The 8209-nt window shown below is 45.3% G+C and carries 8 protein-coding genes and 2 pseudogenes; 9 read left to right on the top strand and 1 reads right to left on the bottom strand.

What is annotated here, in order from left to right:
• Window positions 1-69: 69 nt before the first annotated feature.
• The 7 genes and pseudogenes from AC1DOV_RS34375 to AC1DOV_RS34345 all read left to right on the top strand — a co-directional run bounded on the left by AC1DOV_RS34375 (window position 70) and on the right by AC1DOV_RS34345 (window position 5578).
• Window positions 70-500: pseudogene (locus AC1DOV_RS34375) on the top strand (GNAT family N-acetyltransferase).
• Between the two features lie 336 nt (window positions 501-836).
• Window positions 837-2079: pseudogene (locus AC1DOV_RS34370) on the top strand (IS91 family transposase).
• A 364-nt stretch (window positions 2080-2443) separates the two neighbouring features.
• Complete coding sequence (locus tag AC1DOV_RS34365; RefSeq protein WP_339203244.1) at window positions 2444-2887, top strand: MarR family winged helix-turn-helix transcriptional regulator; 444 nt, start codon at window positions 2444-2446, stop codon at window positions 2885-2887.
• 22 nt (window positions 2888-2909) lie between these two features.
• On the top strand, window positions 2910-4121 hold the full coding sequence (locus AC1DOV_RS34360; RefSeq protein ID WP_477509135.1) for an MFS transporter: 1212 nt from the start codon (window positions 2910-2912) through the stop codon (window positions 4119-4121).
• Between the two features lie 133 nt (window positions 4122-4254).
• Window positions 4255-4677, top strand: coding sequence for a TolB family protein (locus AC1DOV_RS34355; protein WP_477552129.1), 423 nt, complete (start codon window positions 4255-4257; stop codon window positions 4675-4677).
• Window positions 4678-4760: 83 nt separating this feature from the next.
• Window positions 4761-5048: a TolB family protein gene (locus AC1DOV_RS34350; protein ID WP_477528383.1), complete on the top strand. Its 288-nt coding sequence runs from the start codon at window positions 4761-4763 to the stop codon at window positions 5046-5048.
• A 380-nt stretch (window positions 5049-5428) separates the two neighbouring features.
• Window positions 5429-5578, top strand: coding sequence for a hypothetical protein (locus AC1DOV_RS34345; protein WP_477509132.1), 150 nt, complete (start codon window positions 5429-5431; stop codon window positions 5576-5578).
• Here AC1DOV_RS34345 and AC1DOV_RS34340 read toward each other — a convergent pair.
• Window positions 5570-6880, bottom strand: coding sequence for an amidohydrolase family protein (locus tag AC1DOV_RS34340; RefSeq protein ID WP_477552128.1), 1311 nt, complete (start codon window positions 6878-6880; stop codon window positions 5570-5572). The genes AC1DOV_RS34345 and AC1DOV_RS34340 overlap by 9 nt on opposite strands.
• A gap of 155 nt (window positions 6881-7035) precedes the next feature.
• Between AC1DOV_RS34340 and AC1DOV_RS34335 the strand changes: the two genes are divergently transcribed.
• Window positions 7036-7464 carry a MarR family winged helix-turn-helix transcriptional regulator gene (locus tag AC1DOV_RS34335; RefSeq protein WP_477509323.1) on the top strand — a complete coding sequence of 143 codons (429 nt, stop codon included), beginning with the start codon at window positions 7036-7038 and terminating at the stop codon, window positions 7462-7464.
• Between the two features lie 473 nt (window positions 7465-7937).
• Window positions 7938-8209, top strand: a 272-nt coding sequence (locus AC1DOV_RS34330; RefSeq protein ID WP_477552127.1) for a phosphotransferase-like protein, incomplete at its 3' end; no start/stop codon positions are given.

Raw genomic sequence — 8209 nt, 5'->3', positions numbered from 1 at the left:
GGTGACTTCCACTGTGAAATATGCTACACTCCGTTCAGCAATATATACATTTGTTGGGGCGGTGAGTAGATGTACTATCGTAAAGCAAATATGAATGATATTCATCAATTGGTTCATCTAAGAAAAAAGCAATTAGTTGATGAAGGGATTGAACCGAATCAAGATATTGATAGCGAACTCAATTCTTTTTTTCACAATAAGATGAGTGATGGTTCGTTAATCGAGTGGATCGTTGAAGACAATGAAGAAACTATTGCTACGGGTGCAATTATCTTCTATGATTTCCCGCCTTCATTCACAAGTAAGAGTGGTAAAATGGGCTATATCACAAATATGTATACAGACAAGGGATAGCTACGACTTTGTTAAATAAATTAGTTGATGAAGCTAGAATCGCAGGTGTATCAAAAATTTGGCTCGGGGCTTCAACATTAGGTAGACCGGTTTATATAAAGTTTGGTTTTATTGAAGTAGATTATTGGATGGAATTAAATCTTTAGGCAATTACAAATACTCTAATGCCGCGAAAATCGTGGCTTTTTTATTTTGTGGGATAAGGTTTTTGTCAAAAACAAATGACAAGAACTTTATCCCATTCCCGATTTTGATAAGAACTTGAACTCATTCCCGATAGATTGCAGGGAGAAGGTGAAGAAGATAAACATAAAAGTTGTAAACTGAACTCACTAATCAAGCTAACGGGTAACATTAGTTCAATGAATGTCGGGGAACAAGAACATATATGCATAGAGAGCTGCGCGCTGCGCGGCTTTTTCAACATTAAAGAAAGAATTTATATTTTTTCAGGCAAACGGAGGATGAGTTAAAATGATGGTATGGAAGCGAATATCTTAAAGCGGATATTTTTCGATGAGAACCGTCATTGGGAACAATTTGTAGAAAAGATCGTAACCGGATACGGCCATGCGTGCTGAAAGAAGTGGAGAAGTTCCGGAAATGTGGAGATCCGCGGAACGGCTTCATGCTCATGGTGTGCGAAGGATGTCGGTGCAAAGGTCGGTTTTGCACCACCTGCTCTTGTGGGGAAACCGAGGAATGGAGCAGGCTGCTGCTGGATGATGTGCTGCAGGTCCACCATCGTCACGTTGTATTTACGATAGACGAGGGGCTGTGGGATGTCTTTTTGGTGCACCGCCATTTGCTCAAAGCCTACATGGATGAAGCGGTGCGCGTGGTACAAGATTATTTTCAAAAAAAGCGCAAGGTGACGCCTGGCGTCATCGTGGGCTTACATACATTTGGTTCGAGGATGAACTTTAATCCCCATGTCCATATGCTCGTGACGATGGGAGGGGATGAAAAAAATGGAGAGTGGAAAACCTACGACTTCATACCGTTTGAGATGCTGCGCAAGCAGTGGCAGGTCGTCGTGTTAAAACTAATTCGCAGTCATCTTTCCGGAGCGGAAAAGAGGCAGGTTCAAGCAAGATTGCAAAAAGCGTATACGGAAAATGGTGAAGGCTTCTATGTGTATGCCCCGAAACAGCGGGGGTCCATTCGTGAGCAGCTGCGATACATAGGCCGATACATCCGGCGCCCAGCCATAGCAAGGAAACGGATCAAGGAATATGACGGAGAATACGTGGTGTTCAGCTACCATGATAAAACCAGCGGCGAGGAAAAGACCGAGCCTTGACGGTGGAAGCGTTCATCACGCGATTGATTCGGCACATTCCGGATGAGCATTTCAAGACGATTCGCTACTATGGGGTCTACTCACGGCGAACAAAGGGCGTGAGCAAGAAGTTGATGAGTGCCTGGCAGAAGGTGAGCCGGAAATGGGTAGTGAGAATCCGGCGTATCCTCCGACGCAGAACCTGGCGTGAACGGGTCGGGCACACGACAGGGAAGGACCCACTAGTCTGTCTAAAATGTGAATGTGACTATGAATACAAGGGGGAGGTCTGTCTACAGGTGGGGAAATTGCGGGTGAAGTATGCCCGTTGCCGGATAACCCACGTTTGTCTAGAAAGGATGATTCGTTATCTCACCAGTGTCCAAGAAGCGCAAACCAGCCAAAACGAAAAAAAAGAACCCACTCACAAACGGGCAGGTTAAGTACACATATGCCTCAACTGCAACGGAGAAGAACGCATTCCCCTTCAGATGGTACGGGACTTTGACCGTATGGACGGAGGGGATCCCCTTGTGCCCCCTAAATTCTCATGCGAGGATTGTGGAGGAGAGATGTACCCGGAGTATTACAAAGGAATTCACGGGTATGAGTACAACATTTCCGATGTGCGCAGAACCTAATGGACCGTCAGGGAGATCTATCCTGACGGTTTTTCTTAATTATCGGAAAGGTGAAAGCTTCGTCCTGTCACCGATAAGGAGGGCGTTAGCCTGTTCTTCTTCTGTTGACAAAAATAGTTGTTCTATATATAGTTGTTAAAACAACTAATTAAGAAGGAGGATGGTTATGACGGCAAATGAAAATGTGCTTGAACGATCGCTTGGTGCTTTGATGGGCATCACGTACCGCAAGATGACGAATGTTCTTCAGGCCCGCCTTAAGGATTATGAGATTACAACGGAGCAGTGGTCGGTGCTGTTCCAGGTCGATCAGACAGAGGGGTTGATCCAGAAGGAAATTGCCGAGTTGGCGGGTAAGGATAAGCCGACGACGACCCGGATTCTCGACCATTTGGAAGAAAAGGGGCTGATCTGCCGCAAGATGGCGGAGAACGACAGACGTTCATTTCAAGTACACAGCACAGAGAAAGGCGCTTCGCTGATCATGGAGACCCTCCCGGTTGAAATGCAGGTAAACCAGGAAATCAAACAATGCATGACGGTTGAAGAGCATGAAATGATCATGAAGCTTCTTCTGCGGATTAATCATCATGTGAGCCAATTATCATAATGTCCGGAAGGAGCATAAAAATATGCAGTCCCAAGAAAGCAGTTCCAGGCTTTGGACCAAACCGTTTCTGATTCTGACCCTTAGCACCCTGCTGTTGTTTTTGAATTTGCAGATGCTGCTTGCGGCTTTCCCGGCCTATGTGAAATCCGCTTTTCAGGCTGACGATATGACCGTAAGTCTAATCATTAGCGTGTTTGCCGGTTCAACAATTATTACACGGTTATTAACCGCCCAACTTATGCGTAAAGTGCGTCGCAATGTGATTTTGTATGCGGGACTTGCTGCCGCATGTCTGTTCACCGTAATGTCTGTTGCCGCGGGTTCAGTCGGTATGCTGCTTGTCATGCGGGTTGGTTTCGGGATCGGGTTCGGAATGGCGAGTACGATTATTCCAACGCTGGTATCTCAAATTATTCCAGGCAAAAGGATGGGGGAAGGCATCGGTTATTTCGGCCTTTCAACCAGTCTGGCTATGTCTGTTGGACCGATTATCGGATTAAGCGTGATGAAGCATGCAGGTTTCACGACACTTGCCATGCTTGGCACGGCGACCATCCTGCTTATTTTTCCCATTCTGCTGCTATCGCGGGCGATTCCGCCTGATACCAGCAAGAAAACAGCGCCAGCAGCAGGCTCCGCTTCCAAGCAATTATTCCATGCCAAATTATTAATCCCCGGACTGCTTAATGTTATTTTGGCTGTGACCTATGGCGGTCTGCTCAGCTTTATCGCCTTGTTCGGGGAATCTGTTCATTTGGAGCAGGTCGGCCTGTTCTTTTTGTTCAATGCGATTGCAGTGATCATTATCCGGCCCGTTTCAGGCAAAATATTCGATCGTTTCGGACATGCTGCTGTTCTCATCCCTGCCGCGATCAGCGTTGTGTCTGCGCTAATGGTTCTATCCTACACAACAACGATGTCGATGCTGATTTTGTCCGCCCTGTTATATGGACTCGGCTTTGGGTCCATTCAGCCCACGCTGCAGGCATGGATGCTTCGTTCCGGCACGCCGCAGCAGTACGGCATGGCCAACAGCATGTTCTATAATACGACTGATCTGGGTATAGCGGTCGGAGCTTTGATTTTGGGTGCCGTTTCATCCATGTCCGATTATGCTTTCATGTACCGGATCTCGGCCGGATTCATGGTCCTGTTTCTGATACTTTATATAGTCGTTCGGCTGTTATCAGCGGTCAGATACAAATTCAAGCAAAGCGCCGGGCAAACAACATAACTTCCTGCAGGGACGGTAAATCGCATATAATAGGTGATTTACCAGGGAAAGAAAAGGGGACAATTCATGAATACGCTAAAGCAGCCGCAGAAAATAATCGGACGCCATGTCATCAGCATGCTGGAGACCGTGAATGTTCAGACTGGGGAGCGCATGGTATTATCCCCATATCGACGATCTGATTGAAGCGCCCAACTGGACCCGCGATGGCAAGACGCTCATTTATAACAGTTTAGGAAGAATATTTGCCTTTGATATCGCTACTCGTACGAGCGCTGTCATCGAGTCGGGTTATGCCACACAGTGCAACAACGATCATGTTCTTTCACCTGATAATTCCCATCTTGCAGTGAGTCATCATACGCAGGAGGACGGCCAGTCCCGTATCTATGTATTTCCGCTGGAAGGGGGAGATCCTGTTCATCTAACAGCACTTGCCCCCAGTTATTTGCACGGCTGGTCCCCGGGAGGAACACCCCTTTCCTACTGGCCGAACGCAATGGACAGTATGATATCTATACCTTCTCGCGGACTGGCGGTGTGGAAAAGCAGTTAACCGATCTTCCGGGACTGGATGACGGACCGGAATATTCTCCGGACGGCAGCTACATATGGTTTAATTCCGTGCGGTCCGGCCTGATGCAAATATGGAGAATGGAACAGGACCGCAGCCAGCAGACTCAAATGACCTTCGATGAAAGCAATAACTGGTTCCCGCATGTTTCACCATCGGGCGAAACCGTTGCGTTTATTGCTTACCGCAAAGAAGATGTCGCGCCGGACGACCATCCGGCAAATAAAGACGTGGAAATCAGGTTGATGCCAAGCGGCGGCGGTGAAACAAAAACGCTTGTCCGGTTATTCGGCGGTCAAGGAACCCTGATTGTAAATAATGGTCGCCGGACAGCAGCCAGCTGGCTTTTGTAAGTTATCGCTTCAAGGACTGATGCCATACAATAAACGGACCCAAAGACGATCCCCCCGGATTTTCGGCGAGGCCGTTTTTTTGGAACTAGCCGTCAAGGACGCCATCAGGCGTTTTTCTTATTTTGCGGATATATGTTCTTGTCCAAAGCGAAAGACAAGAACATATATCCGCAGCCGTATTAGGACAAGAACATTTAATCATAGCCGATTTTTTTGGCCAGCAGCCACAGCACTATAGTTCAATAATGAAAGGGCTGCCGACTGGTAACCCTTTATTCAACTAACGGGCAGGATAGTTTCAAAATGTAGTAAAATTTAAACAATGACTATATTGATAATCCAATGGGAATAAAACGGGTTTTATTGTATCTGGAGGAACGTTGATCTGGCTGTCGTTCCTGACAGGAGGATTTGGATCTGCAGTCCCTCTTTTTGTCGATTTTACGATCAGCAACGGTATCATCATCTCCGGTTCGCTCATCATTCGCATTGACGACATTGTACAGGGAGATCGAACCCGATTAACCTAGTTGCTGCGAACCATTGAACCACACGGATGTGATCGACAAGGTATCCGAGATATTGGTTGTCGGATCACCGTTTACGAGAATAAGGTCAGCGCGCGCACCTTCGGTAATACGGCCGCGATCGTGAAGACCAAAGCAACGGGCCGGTTTGGAAGTAGCCGATTGAAGAGCTTCAATTGGAGTGAACCCGGCCTTCACCAGCAGCTGCATTTCATGGTGGACGCTTGCTCCGTGAGCAAGGCCGCCAAGGTTCGGAACGGGAACCGGTGCAACATCCGTCCCTACCAGAATATCAACTCCGGCACGGTGAAGATCCATCACATTCTTAAAGCTGTTCTCCATATTGCCTTGCGGGAACGTATTGAAGCTTGAGTTCAAAATACCGATCCAATCCGAACTTAATTTGGAATGAACACGCGGATCATTCGCCAATTCCGATGCCGGTTTCCCAACAATCGATGAGTTCAACACCAAGCACGGTGTAACAAAAGCGCCTGAATCCACTATGGATTTCACCAACTCGGACGTGTACTCGGGTCTGTCGATAAACAAGTGGCCCAAACCGTCGACTCCAAAATCGATGGCTGCTTGCGATGAAAGAGCCGTCAAGACGTGGGCGATGACCAGCTTATCGAACTTGTGGGCTTCTGTCACGGCTGTTTTTAGAATCTCGTCGCTTAAAACAGGCAGGCCGGGTGCACCCATGACCGTCCCTTCTTCAATCATGATCTTAATATAGTCGGCACCATTCTCCACTTGAGTATGCACATGTTTAATCGCTTCTTCCACCGATGTCACTTGCGGTATTTCATCGTGATCGTGAGCGTATGCGGCCAACATCGCTTCCCGGTCTTCCTCCGATAACTTTTCTAGCTCCCTTAATACGAATTCCGGTATTTCATCCCCATCCGGCAGCAATTCATCTGGGTGTCCGCCCGGAGCGGTGATTGCTGTGCCGGCAGAACGGACGTCTGCAACGTCATCCACATTTTTTAACTGGATCTCGCGTCCTCTTCTCGTAAAATCGCCGTTCATTTCGAGTTCTGTCGTAACGCCGAATTTTAAGGCATCTCGTAATCCGCCGATTGAGGTGTGGACATGTGCATCAATCAGACCGGGCATTAAAGTCGCATTTTCCCCATCGATAATCGTTGCATCGGCCGGAAGGTCTCCGCCCACTGCAATAATGGACTCCCCTTTGATGACAACATGTCTTGACGCAATAATTTGTTCTCCATCAAAAATACGTACATTTGTAATCGCAGTAACTTGTTCTAACGCAGCATTTTGATTTATCTTCTCCATTTGAAATTCCTCCAATGTGTTTGTTTCTAACAATTCGAAGTATAACTGTTAGAAATCTAACTGTCAATAAACTAAGTTTTTTGACATTCGTATAGGATCACTGTATAGTTTAGTTGCTTACAATTAGCTTTCTAACAATTTCAGGAGGGACGATCATGCAATCCCGAAAGGATACGCCTTATTTGGATTTGTTTCAGATTATCGGTCTTAAATTAAAGAAAAGAGCGGACGAGAGTATAAAGGAACTAGGGTTAAACGCTCAACAAGGAAAAGTAATCGACTATATTTACGAGAACCAAGATAATCATATTATTCAAAAGGACCTTGCAGATCGGTTTCATGTGCGTGGGGCCAGTATTACAAGCATGCTTCAAGGTCTAGAGCAAAAAGGGTTCATTGAGCGCAAAATCCCGGCCAATAATGAACGGCAAAAAAATATATATGTATTGCCAAAAGCGATTGAGTTAATTGAAGGCTTTAATGAATCATTCCAAAAGGTGGAGGATGAAATCGTTCAAGCCCTTACTAACGAGGAGAAGCAAGTCTTAAAGAAATTGTTGATCAAAATCAATGAGCGCATATAAAGAAGAGGATTCCCCATGAGGCTATGGAGACATTTACAAATTAAAATACGCTTGTCCCAGTTGGGGAGCATTTAAAACAGCAAGAAATGAACAATCCATATGGTGCATCAAATAATATTCCTTAGATAACAAGATCTAAACAAAAAGATCAGGAGTGTACAAATAAGCTTTAAGCTAACGGGAAACTATAGCTTATTTTTGTACTTGCATATGACGGAGAAATATTCTGTATATAAGAGGTATCGCCCCCCCTCGCCTCCACCAATACCATGAAGAAACCCGACCTCGTGAGGTCGGGTTTTTTAATTTTTTAGTCATGTTAAGAGCATGTCTTTTATTAAAATAACGGGCAGGATTAATTATAACAGTTCTTTACATCACCACGTTTTGGTGCAAATGTTATACTAATCAGGAAATTACCGTCACCATAGTATTCTTTTTTTGATGATCATGAATAAGAGAGGCATATTAAGATGAAAAAAGGGAAAATCGTATTTCTAAATGGTGTAACTAGTGCTGGAAAAACATCTATAGTAGATGCTATACAGTTAAAATCAGATGAATTTTTTTATGTTGTTGCAAATGACCTTTTTGAAAATACAATAGGCGATAACTATCTCCGTGAAGATTATTGGAAATATTTAAGTGATGCAATTATTATGATGTATCATACTGCTAAACTATTTTCTGACCATGGTAAGAATGTACTAATAGACGGAATTTTGGTTGAAAGACCCGAATTAAA

Source organism: Paenibacillus sp. 01T47, from assembly GCF_056398245.1.
The sequence above is the reverse complement of the archived record's forward strand: the minus strand, read 5'-3'. Positions and strand labels throughout refer to the sequence as shown.